A 19,757-nucleotide genomic window follows, 5' to 3' on the forward strand; every position below is an offset into this window, starting at 1 on the left:
AGTTTTAGCTTAACTTGTACTGAGGAAAAACGAATGTCCAAAATCGTAAAAGTCATCGGTCGTGAAATCATCGATTCACGTGGTAACCCGACTGTTGAAGCAGAAGTACATCTGGAAGGTGGTTTCGTTGGACTGGCAGCTGCACCGTCAGGAGCTTCTACGGGGTCCCGTGAAGCGCTGGAACTGCGTGATGGCGATAAATCTCGTTTCCTGGGTAAAGGCGTGACCAAAGCCGTCGCTGCCGTTAACGGGCCAATTGCTGATGCGGTGACCGGTAAAGATGCCAAAGACCAGGCGAACATCGATAAAATCATGATCGAACTGGATGGTACCGAAAACAAGTCTAAGTTTGGTGCTAACGCTATCCTCGCGGTTTCACTGGCAGCCGCTAAAGCCGCGGCCGCTTCTAAAGGCTTGCCTCTGTACGCACACATTGCTGAACTGAACGGAACCGCAGGTAAGTTCTCTATGCCATTGCCTATGATGAACATCATCAATGGTGGTGAACATGCTGACAATAACGTTGATATTCAGGAATTTATGATCCAGCCGGTGGGCGCTTCCAGCATTAAAGAAGCTATCCGTATTGGTTCTGAAGTTTTCCATCATCTGGCTAAAGTTCTGAAGGCCAAAGGCCTGAACACCGCAGTGGGTGATGAGGGTGGTTATGCACCTAACCTGGCCTCTAACGCAGAAGCATTAGCGGTTATCGCAGAAGCGGTAAAAGCAGCCGGCTATGAGCTGGGTAAAGATGTGACTCTGGCCATGGACTGTGCGGCGTCTGAGTTCTATAACAAAGAAACCGGTAACTATGAACTGAAAGGTGAAGGTAAAACCTTTACTTCTCAGGAGTTCACGCATTACCTGGAGCAGTTGACTCAGCAATATCCAATCGTCTCTATCGAAGATGGCCTGAATGAATCTGACTGGGAAGGTTTTGCTTACCAGACTAAAGTGCTGGGCGATAAGCTGCAACTGGTCGGTGATGACCTGTTCGTAACCAATACTAAAATCCTGAAAGAAGGGATTGAAAAAGGTATTGCTAACTCTATCCTGATCAAATTTAACCAGATCGGTTCTCTGACCGAAACTCTGGCTGCGATCAAAATGGCGAAAGATGCCGGTTACACTGCGGTCATTTCTCACCGTTCAGGTGAAACCGAAGATGCGACCATCGCCGACCTGGCGGTAGGTACTGCTGCGGGCCAAATCAAAACCGGTTCAATGAGCCGTTCTGACCGTGTTGCTAAATACAACCAGTTGATCCGTATCGAAGAAGCACTGGGTCAGAAAGCTCAGTTCAACGGACGCAAAGAGATTAAAGGTCAGGCATAATCACTGCCAGTGACCTGATACCTGAAACCCTCTGACCTGTGTCAGAGGGTTTTTTTTATCAACAGACAGGGGCTGACATCAGAAGCTGATGGTTAATTTTCTCTATTTCATTAACGCTCAGTAAGCCAAACGGGTAAATCACACTTTGTTGGCTTTGTCCCTGTTCCCGTGGGGTATGGCGAAAAATATCTAACGGGAAAAGAGTATGGTTGAGTAACTCTTCGGGGATTAACTTTACTTCGGCACGGAAAGTAAGAAAGCCGGCATTATTCAGTCCGCAAGCCCGGGTTTCCGGCCAAAGTTGTTGTATACCCTTCAGCGCCAGTAGCGCTTTATGTTTTCGCGTTTGCAGGCTATCGGTCAGATATTTCATAAAATGCGATGAATCGAAAAATGCACTGAGCAGTGCTCTGGTCAGAGGATTCGTTTCACTGTTCAGTAACGGCAGGTAACGCTGCATCAGCTGCTTCAGCCTGACAGGCGCCGCGATACAGCAAATATTCATACCGTTACCGGTCAGTTCAGACAAATGGGTCAGGTAGATAATCTGCGGATCGGGATAATGCCGGCTGAGTGCAGGAATGACTGACTGACCAAATCCCAGCATCGCAGCACTATCATTTTCGATAATGAATGCATTGTGTCGGGCTGCCCACTGACAAAGCTTCTGCCGTCTCGTCATACTCAGGCAACTCCCGGTGGGGAACTGTAGTGCCGGAGAGGTAAAAATTAAATCTGCACCTTTCAGTGGAAACTCTTCGACCCGAATGCCCTGGTCATCGACAGTGACCGGAATAACCTGAAAGTTAAGACAACGGAACAATTCCTGTACATTCAGCGGGCAGGGGTCTTCCACCAGAACGGTCACGTTTTTTCGGGTGCTGGCGAGCGTTTTACCTATCAGCAGCAATGCCTCCTGCATTCCGGACAGCATCAGCAGGTTTTCGGGCTGTAATGAAATTCCCCTGGAAATTCGGATAAACCGGCACAGACTTTTCCTGAGTTGTCTGTCGCTGACTTCACTCTGATTCCATCCTGCAGGTTGTCTGGCTGAGCTATTATTCAGACACCAGCGGCGAATAAAATGTTTTGGTAACTGCATCCGGTGGTGATGTTCGAGCCACTGATAAACACAGGTGGCCGGGCTTCTGTTATCTGCAGATTCTGGTATCCCTCCACTGACTGTATTGTCGACCAGTGGGTCGGGCGAGGGGTCTGCCAGTGCCGGGGTACCGGTGACCAGATAACCACTGCGTTCATGACCCTGAATGTACCCCAGACTTTCCAGACTTTTATAAACCAGCATAACGGTACCGCGTGAAACTTTATATCGATCACTCATCGTACGTATTGATGGCAGAAAATCGCCCCGTTTCAGGGTGCCAATAAAAATCATTTGACACACATCATCTATGATCTGTTGTTTAATGGTTTGTTTGTTCAGCATTTAAACATGTTCCCTATGAATATTACTGAATTATTCTTGTATAGATAACATGTAACCAAAGGATTTCGCAAGATAAATAAAATATTGTTACCAGTTTGTGTTTAATTATTTTTCGGGTGTTATCATGAGACTGTGAGGTTGATCTTTAAGAATAAATATCAGAAAGTAGTCAGGTAATAATAAACAAGGTGATGGAATATTCCTATGGGGAAATATATCGTAGCGGTAGATGTAACGCTATTGACTAACGGTTTTGGTCAGTAATTTCGGTGATATACACTGCCCTGGTCAGATTGATTTTAAAATAAGGCCAGTGACATTTTTAAATTTCAATTTTGTTACTTGTTTATCCCCGGGCTGAACGTATCATGAGGTCGTTAACCAGGGCGCCCGGTAACGCAGTATGAAGGATTATTGTTAACTATATTTAATAGATACTATCATATTTAAGGATGACTACCCATGATTAACCAACTGACCTCATTGTCACTGAAAGCACAGATCGCTGTGAAAGAGCGCGGGTACCGTGCATTCAGGGCGCTGTCTAAAGAAGATGGTGTCACCGCCATCGAATATGCGGTAATTGCGGTTGCTATCAGTGGTATGTTGCTGGCCTTATTTGGTTCAGATGACGCGACCTTCCTGAAGGCGATCAAAGATAAATTTACCCTGCTGGGTAATAATATCACCAGCGCTAATGCCGTTCCAAAATCTTAACCGATAATTTTATTAAGGAGGCGTGACTGGCCTCCTTGTTTTGTAAAGTCATATGCTTATATTTCTTTATGGTCTGCTGGCCTTTGTGTTGTTATCAGTGTGCTATACCGATATTTCTTCCAGGAGAATAAAGAATAATGCGGTTGTCTTTATTGCGGTGTTGTCGTTGACAATATCTGTCGTTCAGGGCAACAGCATTAATATATTCTGGCCATTTATCACGCTGGTGTTGGGAATGTTTTTGGTGACCGTGAATGTTATCGGGGCTGGTGATATTAAGCTTATTTCAGCGCTCAGCCTGTCTCTTCCTGCGAAGCAGATGGCTGATTTTATCTTCTGGATTACATTATCCGGAATACCACTGATTCTTATTGTGGTTGCCTTACGACTGTGGCATCCGGGGAGCAAAAAAATGACGCTCCCCTATGGTGTTGCAATCAGTTGTGGTTATTTACTTCATCTATTGGGATAAACAGGACATTCAGTGAACCAGAGACTATTGGTAATTTTGGCTGTTTTATTACTTATTGTCGGCGCATTTGGCTTGCTGATGAGTAACGGTACCCCGGAACCCACCGATACCCCGGTCTCCTACCGGCTGGTGAATTATTTTGTCAGTGAAAAAGCACTCCCCGCAGGCAGTTTGTTAAGAGATGAGGATTTAGCCATGAAAACCGAATCTTTGCCCGCGGACAATGTGACAGGGTCGGAAATGACGGTTGAATCACTGCGAGGGATGTTTCTGGTCACCCCAAAACAGCCCGGTGAGCGCATTTTGGCCGGAGATATTAGTCCCGACGATCCAAAGAACAAGCTGGCCGCCGCCAATATGATTCGCTACAACACGGTGATTAATGAGCGGTTTACCGGTGCGATACAGCAACTACGGCCGGGGGATTATGTGGATGTTTATTTGCGATTTATGGCCGAAAACACCCGGCCCCGGCGTAAGAACAGCGAAGGCATTTTGCAGGGAGAATCCTCGCTGAATTTATTTCGGATCTTCGAAGCCAGAAGGGTGATCAGCCGGCCGGAAAGAGCCTCATCATCGCTGCTGGAGCGCCAGTCATTGTCAGAGAGCCGGGATGACAAAGCCACAGGGAGTCTGTCTCTCGATTTAGAGCTTAGCCCGGGCGATCTGAAAAGGCTGTATCTGGTCACCCAGAAATACGAAGTGATTCTTTTTCCTGTCACCCAGGATAAGGTTCAGCGGAAGGCTACCAGCGTAAAGCCAGCGACAGCTAAAGGAACAGCTAAATGAATTGCCTGACCCGACATTTACCCCGTTGTTATGGATTACGGTTGTGGTCTGTCGCTTTGTTGCTGGCTGGCTTGCTGTTGCCGTTATCCTCTTTTGCCGAAACCCTGTACCTGTCGAAAGGGGGGGCCCGGACCCTAAAAATGAATACCGTGATTGATACCGTATTTACCACCGATCCGGAAATCGTCGATTACAACCTGATCAGTGACCGTGAAGTGGTGATCTATGGCATCCAGAACGGGATTGGCGAGATTCTGCTGGTACAGAACGATGTGACGCGAAAAATTAAAGTGGTGGTGGATCCGCTGGTGGGAAAACTGGCCTCTCAGATACAGGATCAGTTTCCCGGTTCCACCATTGAACTGAGGAAGGTCGGTGACAGCTATATTCTCGCGGGGGTTGCGGTAGATGAAGAGAGTCGCGACGCGATTTACCAGATAGTCGGTGAAGCGTTGGGGATGGAAGCCGAAATTAAGGATACCACTATTAAAACTGAGAATACCGGTGAGTTAAAGATTACCGCGCTCAGGCAATTCCAGTACAAGAAACTGCAAAACCGTATGCGTCTTCCGCAGGCGAATCAGGTCAATGTCAAAATTTCGATAGTCGAACTGAACAAAACCTACAGTGACAGCCTGGGAATCGAGTGGGGGCAGGCACTGGATGTGGGCAACTTTGTCCTCAATAAACTGAAGTTTAATGCCAACGAACTGACGTCAATGATTCATGCGTTGGGGAATGAATCGGTGGCCAGAGTACTCGCCGAACCGAATTTGTCCGTTTTGTCCGGTGAAACCGCAGATTTCCTCGTCGGGGGGGAAATTCCTGTGGTGACCAGTTCATCGAACGGGACTTCCGTCGAGTACAAAGAAATCGGGGTCCGGATGACCATTGGTGCCAAGGTCGAGAACAGCCAGAAGGTCAAGCTGATGATCTATCAGGAAGTCAGTAATGTCGATTCTCAAAACACATCCACCGGCACCAGTTATATTCTTCCTACGCTGAAGTCGCGTAAAGCCAGGACCACTGTCGAGCTGGCAGACGGCGAGAGCTTTGTACTGGCGGGTTTACTGAGCGAATCGGAACAGGAAGTGCTGAAGAAAGTTCCCTTTATTGGCGATATTCCGGTGCTCGGCGCATTTTTCCGTTCAACGGCGGCTCACCGGGAGAAAACAGAACTGGTGGTGGTGGCCACGATTAATCTGGTACGGCCTATCTCCTCCAGTCAGGTCACCTTACCGGCCTGGCAGCGCAGTAGTTTGCTGGAGCGCTATTTTAATATCAGTAACGTGAAAGGCAGCAGCGCAGAGAAAGGTGTAGTTAATTTTATAGAGCAGGGCGGTTTTATTTATTAGCGAGGCAGTGTATGCGGCAATGGATTCTGCTGTTTATAGGATTATGGAGTTGTGCCGCCACGGCCGCTCAGGGGTATCAGTTTCAGTTGAAAGGTCGCAGCGATATAGATCAGGAGATTCTGGTCTCTGAGGTCGTTTCCTTTCACCAGTTTCTCGGCGGCTCACTTGCTGTGCAATGGTATCTCAATGATGCCGATGCCCTGGCGGAGCGCATCAGGCAGCGGCTGATTAATGCCGGAATTTCGCCTAACCGGGTCCGGTTACAGAAAAAGCCGGTACAGAACACCACCTCACAAGTAGCGCTGGTGAGCATTACTCTGACCACCAAAAAAAATGATGCGTTATGTCAGTCGAGAAAAAGCACTTACCATTTCGACAGTTACCCCGAACTTGGCTGTGCGATAGACAATAACCTCAATACGTCATTGCGCCGGTAATTGACTGACTCACAGAGCGGCAGGGAGGCCGAATGCTGTTATTTTCCTCCAATGAAAAAAGCCAACAGACCGATAGCGAAAGTGTCCTGGTGATCGCTGCGGATACGCAGGTGATGGATAAAATTTGCGAGCAACTGACGATACGGGATACCGGAGAAATTCGTCGTTTTGCCGGTTCGGTAACGCAACTGGAAAATTATACCGAATCTGCGGATGTCAACGTGGTGGTTTTTGAAGTCAGTGAAGCCGATACCCCCGAATCGGTCGCACAGCTGATGGAGTTGCATATTTCACGTACCGCAATCCAGATAGCTATTGGTCACCGGGATTCACTGATGCTGGCCGACAGTTATCTGCAACAGCGCATTTTTTACTGCCATTACCCGTCACAGCTTAATCGCATCGGTTCGCTTATTGCGGCGAAAAGCCAGCCAGGCAGAGATGTGAACAGCGCAGTTAAAATGTCTATCCTGGGCTGCAAAGGGGGGATTGGGACTTCCTCTCTCAGTTACTACATCGCTGAAGATATTGCCAGACTTCGCCAGTCAGCCACTTTACTGGTGCAGGGGAGTGGAGGCAGCCGCAATCTGGATCTGATTTCCCGTGTTTCGATCAGCAATGAAGTCACGTTGTTGCAGAACAATTTCTATGCAATGTATGAAGAGAAAAGCCATGCGTGGTATTTCAACAATCCGGTCTATGACCGTCATCAGTGCGTGATATTTGACTTCAGTGCCTATAACGCCTCTGACGAAGATATCGAAAATGTACTGACCCATTCTGATTGTGTGTTGTTGGTCTGCGACCGAAATCTGTCTTCTGTCCGTGTGGCGAAGAAAATCATTGAAGCCAATACCCATCTGCAAAGCAGCAATAACGGGATAAAACGACTCTATCTCTGCTTTAACCAGCATCATCCGAAAGTCAGTGGCGAAGTCAATGCCCGTGAAGCCGGAGACCTGGTAGGACAGCCTGCGGATATTGTTGTCCCTTATCTGCTGAAATCCGGAGACCCTTCAATGTCGCTGGATTTCAGCGGTAAGCACAGAGCTACCCTGCAAAACATCAGTTATCTGCTGTTAGGCAAAAAAAGGACCACTGCAGAAAAATCAACCTCGTTATTTTCGGACCTGAAAAAACGGCTCACAAGGACGTCTGAATAATTATGAATCAAAAGTATGCAGAGCTTGCCCGGCAATTACGCAGTCTGGCCTTACCCAGGCTTGATCTCGATCAGATAGACAAAATGCTCGATGACCGTAATGCCCTGATCCGCGAAATATCTCAGGTTATCCACCGGACCAGCGTCGAGCACAGTCAGTACCTGCCTGCCGAAGAGACCCGTGAACTGGCATCGGCCATGGCGGATGAAATTCTTGGCGTCGGCCCGCTACGTGAACTGATGGAAGATGAGTCTGTCAGCGATATTCTGGTTAACGGTCCTGAGAATATTTTCGTAGAACGCAGTGGCAAGCTGGTTTTCACCGGTAAGCGTTTTGTTGATAACCAGCAACTGACGGATATTGCTAAACGTCTGGTCAGCCGGGTGGGTCGACGGGTGGATGAATCCCAGCCTCTGGTGGATGCCCGTATGGCTGATGGTAGCAGGCTGAATGTGGTGATTAATCCGGTGGCGCTGGATGGCACCTCCATCTCTATACGTAAATTCAGCAATGTCTCCCGTACCCTGCGTGATTTAGTCAACTGGGGGGCGATGAGTGAACAGATGGCCAATTTTCTGTCCATTGCGGTTCGCTGTCAGGGCAATATTGTGATTTCCGGAGGGACAGGTTCAGGTAAAACGACACTGCTCAATGCTCTGTCACAGCATATCAATAGCGATGAACGCATTATTACTCTGGAAGATGCCGCAGAATTAAAACTGCAACAGCAACATGTAGTGAGGCTGGAAACCCGGATGGCCGGTGCAGAGAACACCGGCCAGATCACCATGCGGGATCTGATGATTAATACTCTGCGTATGCGTCCCGACAGGATCATTGTCGGGGAGTGCCGTGGCGGTGAAACGTTTGAAATGTTGCAGGCCATGAACACCGGACATGATGGTTCAATGACCACTCTGCATGCTAACTCACCGCGAGATGCGGTGGCCCGTCTGGAAAATATGGTCATGATGGCCAATCTCAGCCTGCCGATTGAGGCTATTCGCCGCAATATTACCTCGGCGGTTAACCTGATTATTCAGGCGAGTCGTCTACACGACGGGTCGAGAAAAATTACCCATGTGACCGAAGTGATGGGGCTGGAAGGCGATACTATCGTATTACAGGATATCTTCAATTTCGCCGTGGATGACAGTGTGCAGGGGAAAGTGGTTGGGCGTTTTGTCACCCCCGGCCTGTCTGGTCGTTCCAGCGTCTACCAGCGTGCCAGAGAGCATGGCTGTGAAGACCTGTTGAAATCGGTCTTCGGGTAATCCGATGAACCTGTTATTCATTTTACTGCTGGTCATGGCGGGACTTTGTCTGCTGATTGTTCTGCAGAGAAACAAGTTTACCCGCCAGTCGCTCTCTTATTCCGGACAGCGCAAACAGGTACTAATGTCGATTATCAGTCAGAAAACGGCTACGGTGTCTGATGAAGCATCGCTGATTGACCGGCTGAAATCCGGAACAGAAGAGCGGTTGTCGGCGATTTTCCGGGTGTTTCACGCCGGCAGCAGCGCCGCACTGATAAAAAATCTGCTGATTCCGGTGGTGGTGACGATGGCGCTACTGGCACTCAATGTACTGTATATCGGTTTTCCACTGAGTTGGGTGCTAGCCGTCGGGCTGTTTGCCAGTTACCTGGTCACCTACAAAATTTTGAAAAAACGTCGTTACCAGCAGTTCTCTGTTGATTTTAGTGAAGCGCTGACCACCATTGGCGGCGCGATTTCTTCCGGCCGGACATTTTTACAGGCCATGTCTGATTACAGCCAAAACTCCAACAACTCTCTGTCCCGTGAATTTACGGCAATTTCCCGTCGCCTGAATTTTGGGGAACAGGCCGAAGTGGTGTTTATGGAGTCCTGGCGAAATTATCCCTACCGGGAATATTACTTTTTCATTGTCGCCATTCTGCTGAATATCAACAGTGGGGGCAGGTTGCGGGAGGTTCTGAACAAGTTGCAGCGCTCTATTTCCAACAGTATCGCCATGGAAAAAAAGATGCTGTCGATGACCTCTGAAATGCGAATGTCTTCAAAGATAACCGGCGCCATCCCGTTTGTGTTTCTGATACTGCTGAAATTTATCAGTCCGGAAAATTTCCATTATGTACTGGAAGATGAGGATGGCCGGGTATTGCTGTATTACCTGATTGGCAGTGAGACTTTGGGGCTGCTGGTCATCAAATTTCTGATGAGGAAATTGTAATCATGAGTCCGATGCTGATTATGCTGATAACGGTGGTGATAGTGGTGGCCGGTAACCTGGTGCTTAACAAAGTCAGAGCCAGCAAACTCAGGCAGGCGCTGGTGGTAGAGGACGCCACCGTACACAAACTGAAAATACAGCAACTGAAAGAACACCATCACACCGAAATTGTCCTGGAACAGAACAATCCCTTGCTGAATCTCTACCGCAGGCTGGATGCCAATATGGCTTATAAGATGTTGATGTCACTGGGAATGTTTTTACTGATTATGCTGGCGGGCAAGCTGACCGGACAATCTCTTAGCCGTGAGTCGTTGTTGATGGCCGCCATGATAAGTCTGGTCACGACCATTATCCTGCCCGGCACGCTGCGTTCTTTGTTTGTGAAACGGCGGGTTAAAGTTCTGAGTTCTGAGCTGCCATGGATGATTGAACTGCTGGCCATCAGCGTGCAGTGCGGGATGACTATTGAGCAATCCTTCCGGTTTTTATCTGACAAGATGTCCGGCATCAATCCGGATTTTGTGCCTTTTATCAACCGGCTGGTGCGAAGAACCGAGGTCAGTGGCCTGAGTTCGGCGCTGGACCATTTCTACCGCGAATTACCCTCGGCAGAGACCCGCATGTTTTGTGCGATGTTGCAGCAAAGCCTGCAGTACGGATCGTCGATGTACGAACAACTGACCGAACTGGCCCGTGAAATAAGGGAAGTCCAGTTACTGGCCACCGAAGAAAAGATTGGTCAGCTTGGCGCAAAAATGAGTGTGCCGTTAATTCTGTTCTTTATGTTTCCGGTAATCATTATTGTTGCTGCACCGGGTGTCATGAGACTGATGGGACAAATGGGAAATTAATGACGTGAAAATGCTAAAACGGATAGCAACATCAGCAATGATATGTCTTCTGGCCGGTTGCAGTCAGCCTTCCACCACGGTAGCCGGTAAACGTTTTGCTCTGAATGAGGGAAAAGCAGACGAGCAACTATTGCTCAGGACCGGGAACTACTCCGGGCTTATCAAAATGAAGCAGCAGGAACTGAAGAAAAATAATTCACCGGAGACCCGCTATCAGTTGGCGGAATATTATTATCTGTCAGGTGATTTCAACTCTTCATTATTCCACCTGCAAAAATTACTGGCAGCAGGGGGCAGCCTGAAGGTGTATTTACTGGAGAGTAAAAACCTTAGTTCGTTAAAGAAATATAAAGAAGCCCTCAGTTTTGTGGCAATGGCTTTGAACAAAAATAAAAATAATGGTGAGGCGCTGAACCTGAAAGGGGTTATTCAGGCTGAAATGGGCGATCTTAAGGGGGCATTAGCCAGTTTTGAACTGGCACGCAATGCTTATTTCCAGGAAGAATCTGTGGTTAACAACATCGCCATGATTTATATCGTGCAAAAACGTTATCACGAAGCGGTACAGATGCTGTTGCCGGTCTATCTCAGGGGCTACCGTAATCCTCAGCTGGAACATAACCTGGCCTTCGCACTGGTGAAAACCGGTGATTTACGCTACGCCAAAGAGATTATTAAGCGCGGCAACTATGCCAAAAACCCGGATATGCTGGTGGCGGATCTTTTCAGGGTAGAAAGTTTCTGATGTTATTACCGGAGCAGGTTATGCGTACCATGATCAGAATGATAAAGCGTTTAGGGAACCGTGAACACGGATCGATCACCCTGGAATTTGCCTTTATATTTATTATTTTCGTCTTTTTTGTGTTTCTTATTTTTGAAGTCTGCCGGTATATGTATATCTCTGCCTCGGTAGATTTAACCTTAGCTGAAGCCGCAAGGATCACATCGCGCTCAGAAGAAATCGTGGACTACCCTGATTTATTCGCCCGAACGGTGGATGAACAAAGTGATCTGTTATCGATGTTTATCGATCCTGATGATTTCACCTTAAAAATTACCTATTGCAGCTCTGTCAGTGCTGCCATGACAGGAAATTGTAGCAGCGGTAGTGGCAGCAAATATCCGCTGGCGATTTACAGCGCAAGCTACCGCTACCAGCCGTTACTGTTTAGCTATGATGATGATGACAGCAGTATCAGCCAGCTTCTCACCAGCCTGAATAAGCCAATTAGCCGGCGGCTGGTCTATGTACAGGAATATGAACGGGGAGATCAGTGACATGACATGGAAGAGAATGCTTTTACGGCAGGGAAGATCGGAGCAGGGTTCTGTCATCGTTGAAGCTGCTTTTATTTTTCCTTTGCTGGTCATACTGGGTTGTGGAGCGATGGATTATGGGTTCTGGCTGCTGACCCGCAGTAAAGCTGAGCGGATAACGGCGTCTCTGGCCGCAGTGATCCGCGAGCGAACCACCCTTTATGAAGGCCGTGAGACCTTAACCACCACCGATGTGAACCAGTTGGTGAGTCTGGCCAAATATATGGCGAATGATAGTAGTGTCGATAAATTATGTGTACAGGTGGAAAGCCTGAGTTTTAAAAGCGTCACCACCACTCCTCAGGCCGATCAGTACCAAAAACTAACGGGCGGGGCCGCAAAATGCTCCCCCGGGGTGACGCCACTGACCAGTTACAGTGAACTCTCGCCGATGAGTATTCGTGGCCGATGGGTGCCGCTCTATCAGGTGACACTGAGCGTCCCCGCCCCCAGGGGCAGTATCTCCGCTCTGCTGAATCACCTGGAAGCACTGCCTGAGACTATTACGGTGTCTAATATCGTGCTGGTACGCTAAACAGAGGCCGGAGATGAAAAGAGGCTTCCACGCGCTGTTGATCGGTAGCTGTTGTTTATCGGTGGCCGTGGCAGCGACAGGTAAACGGACGTCACCTGCGGCTCCTGTGGCAGGCAGAGCCCAGGCTATTATTTTTATCGACAGTAATACTCCCACTGATATTCGTATTAGCCGGGAGATAAATCATCAGTTGTATCTGAGTCCGACTCTGGCACGACGACTGGCAGTCACGCTGATAGACATTAATCCGGCAGGATTCAGTTTGACAGGGGCAGCAAGATATCTGAAAGACCCGGCGGGAATCTGGGTAGAGAAATACCGGCCGCCAGGGATACCGGCTCTGTTTTGTCTGCAAGGCACCCGCCAACAATTTTATAATCTAACTACAGCGGAAGACATACGGAAATGTTTATAAAAAGGCTGAACTCTGTGCTACGCCGGTTCAGGAGTGAACGTGGCGTCATGATTATTCCTCTGGCGATTCTATTCCCTATATTATTCGGATTGATGGCCTTAGGCATTAACAGTGTCTCTATGCTGGCAAACAGGGCGCGTATGGCCGATGCGGTGTCAGAGGCAACCCTGGCAGTATCGACCGCTACCATGGCCAATGATAACCAGACGGTCAGCGGCCGGCAGGAGATAGAGAAAATGCGCGGCACCGTGGCATCGTGGATGAAATACTATTTTCCGTCGATGAAAAGCGCACCGGAAGTGGAATTCACCGTGATAGAAGGACAGCAACTCGCCAGCTCCGAGACCCGCTACACCTATTATAATGTTGATGTTGCCGTCACCTTACCGCAACTGTTCCTCTACCAGACAGTGACTGTAGATAAGACAGACTATACGCTGAGGGCAGGCAGGGGGCATGTGAACAAATATGTCTCGAAACCGGCCGATTATGTGTTTGTGGTCGATTTTTCCGGATCTCAACGGGGTCCCCGCCTCAATATTCTGAAGAGTGTGTTTGCTGAAATTACCGACTTCGTACTGAAAAACAGCCCGGGCTCGAAAATTGCCATCGTTCCCTTTAGTACCGGGGTGTCGGTGATTATGCCGGGAACCAATCAGCGTGGCGGGCAAAACGTCGGATGTTCGGTGCTGTTTGTGCCCAACCCCGGGTGGGATATTAATTATGCGTTCTGGGGAGATAAGAACGTTTCCACCGCTTATGCGAACAGTCCGCTCAATACCCAAACTTACTATATGGACTATTACCGGTATAAATTTTATAAAAATTTTGTTGCTGCCTCTTCCCCGACCATTAAAGAAGCAGATATGCGCAAGCGCTGGTGCCGTCAGAACCCTACTAAGGGTGTCAAAGAGGGGCGGGTCGAATATTCCTGTTTTGATCCCCGGGATAAATACCCGGACCCGTCGGACCCCCGTAATCAGCTGGAAGATATTTTCAGTGATGAGTCTCTGAAGCTGATTAACAGTGAATATGCGAAGGCGGCCAGGGTCTATTCAAAGCAGATAACAACATGGACTATTGAACACGATGCGGCGATCAATTATCCGGCCACACTGGAAAAAATGTTTGATAATGATGCCATTATTACCTTTCCGGTACTCTGGACAGCGAATACATCATCTTATCGCCCTTACTACCAAATGTGTCAGCAGGTGGGCTGGTGGAAGTATACCACAGGCAATGACCTGACCAAACAGAGTGCCAGGTCGTGGCTGATACCGCTGACGGATTCACAGTCATTACTCGATCAGTTCCAGACGATGGATGCTTATGGCTATACCCATCTCTCGTCCGGGCTTATTCGCTCGGTTCCGGTCATGATGGAGGGCACCAACCGCCGTAAGGTATTTATTATGATGTCGGATGGTCAGGAGAGCGACCACCCGCAGATTACCACCGATAAATGGCTGAAAACCTATAAACTCTGTCAGAAGATTGAGGAGGGGTTTCTGTCCCGACCGAAAACTAATACCGGCAGCGTTGAGCTCTATTATATCTCCACCACCAATGCTACAAAGTGGGTAAATTACTGGGCAGAAAACTGTACCGGCGTGGCTCGTTCCAAAACCGCGACTGAACGCGACGATTTAGTGAAGCTGATTAAGGGGATTATTACCGATGAAACCGGCCATCTGGCGGTAGATTAATTCACACGGGGAGTCTGAGGTTCGCCGGCGCCGCAGGATCAGACATGATCTGCGGCGCCGGATCTGTAATAATAGCCGATTACTTAAACACGACTATTGAGCCAGTAATGCAGTACCCGATTAACGAAATGTTTCAAACCCTTCAGGGCGAAGGCTTTTTCACCGGTGTACCGGCGATATTTATCCGTTTACAGGGTTGCCCCGTGGGCTGTGCCTGGTGTGATACCAAACATACCTGGGAAAAATTACCGGAGAATGCGGTCCCGGTAGGGGATATTCTGACCAAGACGGTCGAAAGTGATCAATGGGGCAATGCTGACGCTCTGACTATCCTGAAAATGATTGGCCAGCAGGGCTGGACTGCCCGCCATGTGGTAATTACCGGTGGAGAACCGGCGATTTATGATCTACGGCCACTGACGGAAGCGCTGGAAGCCTTTGGTTATCGTTGCCAGATAGAGACCAGCGGAACCCATCCGGTGCAGTGTTCGGAGGACACTTTTGTCACGGTTTCTCCGAAGGTTAATATGCGTGGTGGTTATGACGTTCTGACCCCGGCCTTGCTTCGTGCCGATGAAATTAAACACCCTGTGGCACGGCAGCGGGATATCGATGCGCTGGATGAATTGCTGGTCAATATTCAGGATGAGAAATCACGGGTTATTGCGTTGCAGCCCATCAGTTGTAAGCAGGATGCGACAGAGTTATGCATCAGTACCTGTATCGCCAGAAACTGGCGACTCTCTATGCAGACTCATAAATATCTGAATATTGCCTGACCGTCAGGCAGGCGGGAATACATAGCGGATCACTCCTGATCCGCTGTGATTATCCGCGATAGGTGCAGCCTGCGGTGCAGGTCTCTTTGATCATAACGGCACTCAGCAATGGCAACAGAGGTTTCATTTTCTGCCAAATCCAGATGGCCAGCACTTCACTGGTAGGATTTTCCAGCCCTTCGATTTCGTTCAGATAATGGTGATCGAGTTGTTCATACAGCGGTTTAAAGCGTGCTTTTAGCTCAGCAAAGTCCATGACCCAGCCGGTATGAGGATCCACTTCGCCGGTAATCTCCAGACGAACCAGGAATGAGTGGCCATGCAGGCGGCCACATTTGTGTCCATCCGGCACATGTGGCAGGTAGTGAGCGGCTTCAAACTGAAATTCTTTGAATAATGTGGTGACTGACATAATAGGTTCCAGGCGTTAAAGGCGCAGATTCTACCGCAAAACCCGTGTTATCTCACATTTTTCCCGGTAATTTTCCCCGGGGTCAGCATGATCAAGCTGGCGTCACCGGTCATTACTCTGCTTACCACTTTTTCTGGTTAATACTACCGATAAAACCATTTAGCTAATTTGGTTATGTGATATGCATAAGCCGTCTTTAACGTGCATACTTTTGCCGTTAACCTTACAGTCTTTATTCCTTTTCCGCCGATGATACTGGAATCATAAACGCAATGACCAATCAGGCTCCACAGCTTCCGCTCTCGGCGGAACAGCTGACACAACTACAAAAGACCACTCAGGATTTTTCCGTTACCCAGCTGGCCTGGCTTTCCGGCTATTTCTGGGGAAGAGTCAGTGGTGAAACCACGGCCCAGCCAGGCGCTACGGCACCGGCGGCTGCCAGCACTGTGAGTCAGGCTCCCGCAGTGACGGTCATTTCTGCTTCACAGACCGGGAATGCACGCCGGCTGGCAGAACAGTTACGGGATGATTTACTGGCCGCCGGGGTGACCGTCACTCTGGTCAATGCCGGAGATTACAAGTTTAAGCAGATCGGGCAGGAAAAATTGCTGCTGATCGTGACCTCGACTCAGGGGGAAGGTGAGCCCCCGGAAGAAGCCGTGGCGTTGCATAAATTCCTGCTGTCGAAGAAAGCACCAAAATTCACCGGTACTGCTTTCGCGGTATTCGGTCTGGGTGATACTTCTTATGAGTTTTTCTGTAAGGCAGGGAAAGATTTTGACCAGCGGCTGGAAGAACTGGGGGCTGAACGTCTGCTGGCCCGGGCCGATGCGGATGTCGATTTCCAGTCCACCGCGGATCAGTGGCGTCAGGAGATTGTCGCCCTGCTGAAACAGCGTCTGCCGGCCTCCTCTGCGGTTGAGGTTTCACGGGCAGCCAGCGGGGCGACCGATGAGATTGACAGTACGCCATACACCAAAGAACAACCCCTGGTCGCCTCGCTGTCGGTCAATCAGAAAATTACCGGCAATGATTCGGAAAAAGATATCCGCCATCTGGAGATTGATTTAGGCAGTTCCGGGTTGCGTTACCGTCCGGGTGATGCGTTGGGCATCTGGTATGAAAATGATCCTCAGCTGGTCGAAGAGCTGCTGGGACTGTTATGGCTGGATGGATCACAGCAAGTCAGCCTGAAAGGGGAAACTCTTTCGCTCTCCACTGCTCTGCAACAGCATTTTGAACTGACGGTGAATACCCCGCAAATTGTCGAAAAGTATGCCCACCTGTCTGGCAACAGCGAATTACTGGCGCTGGTCAGTGATAAAGCGGCGTTACAGGCTTACGCACAGCAGTGGCCGATTGTGGATATGGTGCGGCACGCGCCTACCGAACTGCATGCGGAACAACTGACCGAACTGTTGCGTCCACTGACACCGCGTCTGTACTCCATCGCCTCTTCACAGGCCGAAACAGAAGATGAAGTGCATATTACGGTGGGCGTCGTACGCTACGATATTGAAGGCCGTGCCCGCAGTGGCGGAGCTTCCGGTTTCCTTGCCGACCGTTTGCCGGAAGAGGGTGAGGTTCGGGTATTTATCGAACATAACGATAACTTCCGTTTGCCGGAAGACCCTGAAGCGCCGGTGATTATGATAGGCCCTGGCACCGGGATTGCCCCCTTCCGTGCCTTTATCCAACAGCGTGACAATGATGCTGCCGGCGGTAAAAACTGGTTGTTCTTTGGCAACCCGCACTTTACGGAAGACTTCCTGTATCAGGTGGAATGGCAACGGTATGTCAAAGAGGGGCTGTTAACCCATATTGATCTGGCCTGGTCGCGTGACCAGCAACAGAAAGTCTACGTTCAGGACAAACTGCGGGAGAAAGGGGCCGAGGTCTGGCGCTGGATTGCCGAAGGTGCACACCTGTATGTCTGCGGTGATGCCAGCCGGATGGCAAAAGATGTGGAACAGGCGCTGGTGGATATCATTGCCGAATATGGACAGATGGACAGCGAATCAGCCGACGAATATTTGAGTGAGCTGCGCATAGCGCGCCGTTACCAGAGAGATGTGTACTAATGAGTAATAAAAATCCGGGTCCACTCGTGGTGGAAGGCAAGCTCGCCGATGCAGAGCGTCTTAAAAAAGAGAGCAATTATCTGCGTGGTACGATTACTGACGATCTGACCGATGGTCTGACCGGTGGCTTTCGTGGTGATAACTTTCTGCTGATCCGTTTCCACGGAATGTATCAGCAGGATGACCGTGATATTCGTGCCAGCCGTGCCGAACAGAAACTGGAACCACGCCATGCCATGATGCTGCGTTGCCGGTTGCCGGGCGGAATTATTACGCCTCAGCAATGGCTGGCGATCGACCGTTTTGCCAGCGACAAAACCATCTACGGCAGTATCCGGCTGACTAACCGCCAGACCTTCCAGTTTCACGGGATTCTGAAGAAAAATGTCAAACCGGCCCATCAGATGCTGCATGAAGTCGGGCTGGATGCATTAGCCACGGCCAATGACGTTAACCGTAACGTACTTTGTACCTCGAATCCGGTGGAATCGGAACTGCATCAGGAAGCTTATGAATGGGCGAAACGCCTGTCTGAGCATCTGTTACCCCAGACCCGTGCCTATGCAGAAATCTGGTGGGATCAGGAAAAGGTCGCCACCACTGATGAAGAACCGATTCTGGGGTCCACCTATCTGCCTCGTAAGTTCAAAACCACGGTGGTGATCCCACCGAATAACGATGTGGACCTGCATGCCAATGATATGAACTTTGTGGCAGTGGCCGAAAATGGCAAGCTGATCGGTTTTAACCTGCTGTTAGGCGGCGGTCTGTCTATCGATCACGGCAATAAAGCCACCTATGCCCGCACCGCCAGCGAAATTGGTTTCCTGCCGCTGGATAAAACTCTGGAAGTTGCGGCGGCGGTGGTCACCACTCAGCGTGACTGGGGTAACCGTACCGATCGTAAAAATGCCAAAACCAAATACACCCTGGAACGTGTGGGTGTGGATGTGTTTAAGGCGGAAGTGGAGCGCCGTGCCGGCATCACTTTTGAAGCGATTCGCCCTTACGAATTTACCACCCGTGGCGACAGATTCGGCTGGATTAAAGGCATTGACGGCAAATGGCATCTGACGCTGTTTATCGAAAATGGCCGTCTTCTGGACTCACCGCAACGGACGTTAAAGACCGGTGTTGCGGAAATTGCTAAGATTCATCAGGGCGATTTCCGGCTTACTGCTAACCAGAACCTGATTGTCGCCGGTGTTCCGGAACAGCAAAAACAGGCGATTGAAGATCTGGCCCGTGCACATGGTTTAATGGAGTCGGTGACAGCTCAGCGCGAAAACTCCATGGCCTGTGTCGCTTTCCCGACCTGTCCGCTGGCCATGGCAGAAGCTGAGCGCTTCCTGCCGGCGTTTGTCGATGAAGTCGAAACCCTTATGGCCCGTCATGGGGTGGCAGAAGAGCACATTGTATTACGTGTCACTGGCTGTCCTAACGGATGTGGCAGGGCGCTGCTGGCAGAAGCGGGCTTAGTGGGTAAAGCGCCGGGTCGTTATAATCTGCATCTGGGCGGTAACCGGATTGGTACCCGTATTCCACGGATGTATCGTGAAAATATCACCCAACAGGAAATCCTGGCAGTACTGGATGAACTGATTGGTCGCTGGGCGAAAGAACGTCAGCCTGATGAAGGTTTCGGTGACTTCGTGATCCGTGTCGGGGTAGTTAAACCGGTTCTGGATCCGGCCCGGGACTTCTGGGAATAACGGAGGAA

General features: G+C 49.5%; 20 protein-coding genes. 18 read left to right on the plus strand and 2 right to left on the minus strand.

Going from position 1 to position 19,757, the window contains the following annotated elements:
• The first annotated feature begins 33 nt into the window (after positions 1-33).
• Positions 34-1,335, plus strand: a complete 1,302-nt coding sequence (eno, locus tag HA49_RS13475) for a phosphopyruvate hydratase (protein ID WP_038018348.1) — start codon at positions 34-36, stop codon at positions 1,333-1,335.
• A 58-nt stretch (positions 1,336-1,393) separates the two neighbouring features.
• Here eno and HA49_RS13480 read toward each other — a convergent pair whose 3' ends face one another.
• Entirely contained in the window at positions 1,394-2,782 is a 1,389-nt protein-coding gene (locus HA49_RS13480; RefSeq protein WP_038018351.1) for an aminotransferase-like domain-containing protein, read from the minus strand.
• Between the two features lie 462 nt (positions 2,783-3,244).
• On the opposite strand from HA49_RS13480, the gene HA49_RS13485 reads away from it, so the two are divergent.
• The 15 genes from HA49_RS13485 (at position 3,245) to queE (ending at position 15,541) form a co-directional block, all read left to right on the plus strand.
• Positions 3,245-3,499 carry a Flp family type IVb pilin gene (locus HA49_RS13485; RefSeq protein WP_038018353.1) on the plus strand — a complete coding sequence of 85 codons (255 nt, stop codon included), beginning with the start codon at positions 3,245-3,247 and terminating at the stop codon, positions 3,497-3,499.
• A gap of 52 nt (positions 3,500-3,551) precedes the next feature.
• Positions 3,552-3,971, plus strand: a complete 420-nt coding sequence (locus tag HA49_RS13490) for an A24 family peptidase (RefSeq protein WP_038018355.1) — start codon at positions 3,552-3,554, stop codon at positions 3,969-3,971.
• 12 nt (positions 3,972-3,983) lie between these two features.
• Entirely contained in the window at positions 3,984-4,760 is a 777-nt protein-coding gene (locus tag HA49_RS13495; protein ID WP_038018358.1) for an RcpC/CpaB family pilus assembly protein, read from the plus strand.
• Positions 4,757-6,115, plus strand: a complete 1,359-nt coding sequence (locus HA49_RS13500; protein ID WP_038018360.1) for a type II and III secretion system protein family protein — start codon at positions 4,757-4,759, stop codon at positions 6,113-6,115. The genes HA49_RS13495 and HA49_RS13500 overlap by 4 nt, the downstream gene beginning before the upstream one ends.
• Positions 6,116-6,126: 11 nt before the next feature.
• Entirely contained in the window at positions 6,127-6,552 is a 426-nt protein-coding gene (locus HA49_RS13505) for a hypothetical protein (protein WP_038018363.1), read from the plus strand.
• A gap of 32 nt (positions 6,553-6,584) precedes the next feature.
• Positions 6,585-7,715, plus strand: coding sequence for a CpaE/TadZ family protein (locus tag HA49_RS13510; protein ID WP_038018367.1), 1,131 nt, complete (start codon positions 6,585-6,587; stop codon positions 7,713-7,715).
• A 2-nt stretch (positions 7,716-7,717) separates the two neighbouring features.
• Complete coding sequence (locus HA49_RS13515) at positions 7,718-8,989, plus strand: TadA family conjugal transfer-associated ATPase (RefSeq protein ID WP_038018368.1); 1,272 nt, start codon at positions 7,718-7,720, stop codon at positions 8,987-8,989.
• A 4-nt stretch (positions 8,990-8,993) separates the two neighbouring features.
• Complete coding sequence (locus tag HA49_RS13520; RefSeq protein ID WP_052752503.1) at positions 8,994-9,929, plus strand: type II secretion system F family protein; 936 nt, start codon at positions 8,994-8,996, stop codon at positions 9,927-9,929.
• A 2-nt stretch (positions 9,930-9,931) separates the two neighbouring features.
• Positions 9,932-10,783 (plus strand): type II secretion system F family protein, encoded by an 852-nt coding sequence (locus HA49_RS13525; RefSeq protein ID WP_052752504.1) that lies wholly within the window; start codon positions 9,932-9,934, stop codon positions 10,781-10,783.
• Positions 10,784-10,793: 10 nt separating this feature from the next.
• On the plus strand, positions 10,794-11,528 hold the full coding sequence (locus HA49_RS13530) for a tetratricopeptide repeat protein (protein ID WP_038018370.1): 735 nt from the start codon (positions 10,794-10,796) through the stop codon (positions 11,526-11,528).
• 20 nt (positions 11,529-11,548) lie between these two features.
• A complete protein-coding gene (locus tag HA49_RS13535) occupies positions 11,549-12,064 on the plus strand; it encodes a TadE/TadG family type IV pilus assembly protein (RefSeq protein ID WP_169748773.1) in 516 nt (171 codons plus the stop codon).
• Position 12,065: 1 nt separating this feature from the next.
• Positions 12,066-12,638, plus strand: coding sequence for a tight adherence pilus pseudopilin TadF (tadF, locus tag HA49_RS13540; RefSeq protein WP_038018374.1), 573 nt, complete (start codon positions 12,066-12,068; stop codon positions 12,636-12,638).
• A gap of 13 nt (positions 12,639-12,651) precedes the next feature.
• Positions 12,652-13,053 carry a hypothetical protein gene (locus tag HA49_RS13545; protein WP_052752506.1) on the plus strand — a complete coding sequence of 134 codons (402 nt, stop codon included), beginning with the start codon at positions 12,652-12,654 and terminating at the stop codon, positions 13,051-13,053.
• 47 nt (positions 13,054-13,100) lie between these two features.
• On the plus strand, positions 13,101-14,762 hold the full coding sequence (locus HA49_RS13550; protein WP_038018376.1) for a TadE/TadG family type IV pilus assembly protein: 1,662 nt from the start codon (positions 13,101-13,103) through the stop codon (positions 14,760-14,762).
• 107 nt (positions 14,763-14,869) lie between these two features.
• Positions 14,870-15,541: a 7-carboxy-7-deazaguanine synthase QueE gene (gene queE, locus HA49_RS13555; RefSeq protein ID WP_038019402.1), complete on the plus strand. Its 672-nt coding sequence runs from the start codon at positions 14,870-14,872 to the stop codon at positions 15,539-15,541.
• Between the two features lie 49 nt (positions 15,542-15,590).
• On the opposite strand, the gene queD is transcribed toward queE, so the two are convergent.
• Positions 15,591-15,953, minus strand: coding sequence for a 6-carboxytetrahydropterin synthase QueD (queD, locus tag HA49_RS13560; RefSeq protein ID WP_038018378.1), 363 nt, complete (start codon positions 15,951-15,953; stop codon positions 15,591-15,593).
• A gap of 272 nt (positions 15,954-16,225) precedes the next feature.
• Between queD and cysJ the strand changes: the two genes are divergently transcribed.
• A complete protein-coding gene (gene cysJ, locus HA49_RS13565) occupies positions 16,226-18,037 on the plus strand; it encodes an NADPH-dependent assimilatory sulfite reductase flavoprotein subunit (RefSeq protein WP_038018379.1) in 1,812 nt (603 codons plus the stop codon).
• On the plus strand, positions 18,037-19,749 hold the full coding sequence (cysI, locus tag HA49_RS13570) for an assimilatory sulfite reductase (NADPH) hemoprotein subunit (protein WP_038018382.1): 1,713 nt from the start codon (positions 18,037-18,039) through the stop codon (positions 19,747-19,749). Before cysJ ends, cysI begins: the two co-directional genes overlap by 1 nt.
• The last annotated feature ends 8 nt before the right edge of the window (positions 19,750-19,757 follow it).

The sequence above is a fragment of the Tatumella morbirosei genome, assembly GCF_000757425.2.
Classification (GTDB): Bacteria; Pseudomonadota; Gammaproteobacteria; order Enterobacterales; family Enterobacteriaceae; genus Tatumella; species Tatumella morbirosei.

Excerpts from the sequence above, each read along its gene's own strand:
- eno (WP_038018348.1), top strand. The coding sequence starts at position 34 with ATGTCCAAAATCGTAAAAGTCATCGGTCGTGAAATCATCGATTCACGT.
- HA49_RS13480 (WP_038018351.1), bottom strand. The coding sequence starts at position 2,782 with ATGCTGAACAAACAAACCATTAAACAACAGATCATAGATGATGTGTGT.
- HA49_RS13485 (WP_038018353.1), top strand. The coding sequence starts at position 3,245 with ATGATTAACCAACTGACCTCATTGTCACTGAAAGCACAGATCGCTGTG.
- HA49_RS13490 (WP_038018355.1), top strand. The coding sequence starts at position 3,552 with ATGCTTATATTTCTTTATGGTCTGCTGGCCTTTGTGTTGTTATCAGTG.
- HA49_RS13500 (WP_038018360.1), top strand. The coding sequence starts at position 4,757 with ATGAATTGCCTGACCCGACATTTACCCCGTTGTTATGGATTACGGTTG.
- HA49_RS13505 (WP_038018363.1), top strand. The coding sequence starts at position 6,127 with ATGCGGCAATGGATTCTGCTGTTTATAGGATTATGGAGTTGTGCCGCC.
- HA49_RS13510 (WP_038018367.1), top strand. The coding sequence starts at position 6,585 with ATGCTGTTATTTTCCTCCAATGAAAAAAGCCAACAGACCGATAGCGAA.
- HA49_RS13515 (WP_038018368.1), top strand. The coding sequence starts at position 7,718 with ATGAATCAAAAGTATGCAGAGCTTGCCCGGCAATTACGCAGTCTGGCC.
- HA49_RS13520 (WP_052752503.1), top strand. The coding sequence starts at position 8,994 with ATGAACCTGTTATTCATTTTACTGCTGGTCATGGCGGGACTTTGTCTG.
- HA49_RS13525 (WP_052752504.1), top strand. The coding sequence starts at position 9,932 with ATGAGTCCGATGCTGATTATGCTGATAACGGTGGTGATAGTGGTGGCC.
- HA49_RS13530 (WP_038018370.1), top strand. The coding sequence starts at position 10,794 with ATGCTAAAACGGATAGCAACATCAGCAATGATATGTCTTCTGGCCGGT.
- HA49_RS13535 (WP_169748773.1), top strand. The coding sequence starts at position 11,549 with ATGCGTACCATGATCAGAATGATAAAGCGTTTAGGGAACCGTGAACAC.
- tadF (WP_038018374.1), top strand. The coding sequence starts at position 12,066 with ATGACATGGAAGAGAATGCTTTTACGGCAGGGAAGATCGGAGCAGGGT.
- HA49_RS13545 (WP_052752506.1), top strand. The coding sequence starts at position 12,652 with ATGAAAAGAGGCTTCCACGCGCTGTTGATCGGTAGCTGTTGTTTATCG.
- HA49_RS13550 (WP_038018376.1), top strand. The coding sequence starts at position 13,101 with ATGATTATTCCTCTGGCGATTCTATTCCCTATATTATTCGGATTGATG.
- queE (WP_038019402.1), top strand. The coding sequence starts at position 14,870 with ATGCAGTACCCGATTAACGAAATGTTTCAAACCCTTCAGGGCGAAGGC.
- queD (WP_038018378.1), bottom strand. The coding sequence starts at position 15,953 with ATGTCAGTCACCACATTATTCAAAGAATTTCAGTTTGAAGCCGCTCAC.
- cysJ (WP_038018379.1), top strand. The coding sequence starts at position 16,226 with ATGACCAATCAGGCTCCACAGCTTCCGCTCTCGGCGGAACAGCTGACA.
- cysI (WP_038018382.1), top strand. The coding sequence starts at position 18,037 with ATGAGTAATAAAAATCCGGGTCCACTCGTGGTGGAAGGCAAGCTCGCC.